We start from the raw sequence: 1,439 nt of genomic DNA, 5'->3' as shown, positions 1-1,439 counted from the left end.
GATGAAACTATGCAAAGCAACCATGGGGTAATCGACACAGAGTTACTGCTGGTTGCTCATCGTGCCGTTCCCGCGGGGTTCCCGTCTAGGACAAAAGCACCCCTCCGTGACGCTCGCGGAGGGGTGCTATGTCCAATTATCTGGCATTTTGTTGTGCCCCCGGCAGGATTCGAACCTGCGACACCCGCTTTAGGAGAGGGCCTATTGATGGCCCTGTCCGGCTTGGCTTTTCCCTGGTTGCGCTGTTCCTGCTGGTCAGCCGGGCGGAGTCTTCCGGCTGTTTCTGGTCCTTCCCTGTCTTCACTCGGCCTTCCGTTCCCATCACGTTCCCAGAGGGCCCCAAAGGCCCCTGGGAACGGGCACGAGGGGAGTCGGCTGAGGCCGGCCGGGGAGGCCGAAGCGGTGAGCACCGCAGATCTCTTGGGGCGACAAAGGCCCCGCCCCCGTCACTTGAGTTCTATCGGGTGATTCCCAGGCGCGTTGTCCGCCGCGGTGGCGTGGGCGTCGAGTTCTTCATCGCTGACGATGACGAAGGCGCGACCTCGGGGTGGAGGCCGCGCTTCTGGCTTCAGCGGTGTGGCGCGTCGCCTGGGTTACCTGCGCTTGCGGAAGAAGCGGCGGCGAGGACGGTGCGGCGGCTGCCCGGCCAGCTCGTATACGGCGTCGTGGAGCTGCGGGTGCGCCAGGAGGGTCCAGTGCTTGCCCAGGGCCGCCCAGACTTCCGTCAGGGTGGTGCGGGGGTCCGTTCCCAGGAGCGTGCTGTACGCCGCTGCCACGGCGGGGGTGCGCGAGCGGCCTGCGACGCAGTGGAGGAAGACCCGCTTGCCTTCCTTGCGGAGCCGGAGCACCTGGCGGGCCGCCTGATCGAGGGCGTAGTGGAGGTTGGGGTTCTCGCCCTCCCTGTCGACCAGCCAGACGCGGACGTGTTCGACGTCGGTCCGGGAGAAGATCGGCCCCTGTCCGACGCGGCACAGGGAGACGACCGCGTCGACCGAAGGCGCCGCCGTCTTCCATGTGGAGTACAGCGTGCCCGAGCGCACGTTCTGCCCCGATCGCCAAGCGCCTCGGCCTCGACTCCAGGCGCATACGGCTCGCCCTGGGCCGCTGGCGCAGCCCCTGCTGAACCCCGCTGAAGGACGGCCTCGGCCACAAGGCGACCCGATGCCTCACCCTTTGCTGACCCCGGCGGTGATACCGGCGACGATGTGCCGTTGCAGCACGAGGAAGACGACGAGCAACGGGACGGTGCCCAGGACGACCGTGGGCAGGAGCTGGGACGTGCTGTAGGCGTGGGTGCCGATCGTGGAGTACACGTCCAGCGTCATCGTCTGCTTGCTGTCGGAGGTCAGCAGGACCAGGGGAATGACCAGGTCGTTCCAGATGGCCAGGGTGAGGGTGATGACGAGGGTCGCGGTGGCCGGGCGCAGGACGGGCAGGAT

At 67.1% G+C, this 1,439-nt stretch carries 1 protein-coding gene, 1 tRNA gene and 1 pseudogene; all 3 read right to left on the bottom strand.

The genetic code is table 11. The annotated features are described in order from the left end of the window. Window positions 1–157: 157 nt before the first annotated feature. Window positions 158–228 (bottom strand) — tRNA-Phe (locus ABZ646_RS46555). Between the two features lie 365 nt (window positions 229–593). After that, on the bottom strand, window positions 594–1,040 hold the full coding sequence (locus ABZ646_RS46550; protein ID WP_360533831.1) for a dual specificity protein phosphatase family protein: 447 nt from the start codon (window positions 1,038–1,040) through the stop codon (window positions 594–596). Between the two features lie 126 nt (window positions 1,041–1,166). Next, window positions 1,167–1,439, bottom strand: a pseudogene (locus ABZ646_RS46545) (carbohydrate ABC transporter permease); the annotation flags it as partial.

The sequence above is a fragment of the Streptomyces sp. NPDC007162 genome, from assembly GCF_040634175.1.
Lineage (GTDB): Bacteria > Actinomycetota > Actinomycetes > Streptomycetales > Streptomycetaceae > Streptomyces.
This window is presented reverse-complemented; position numbering and strand designations above follow the sequence as displayed.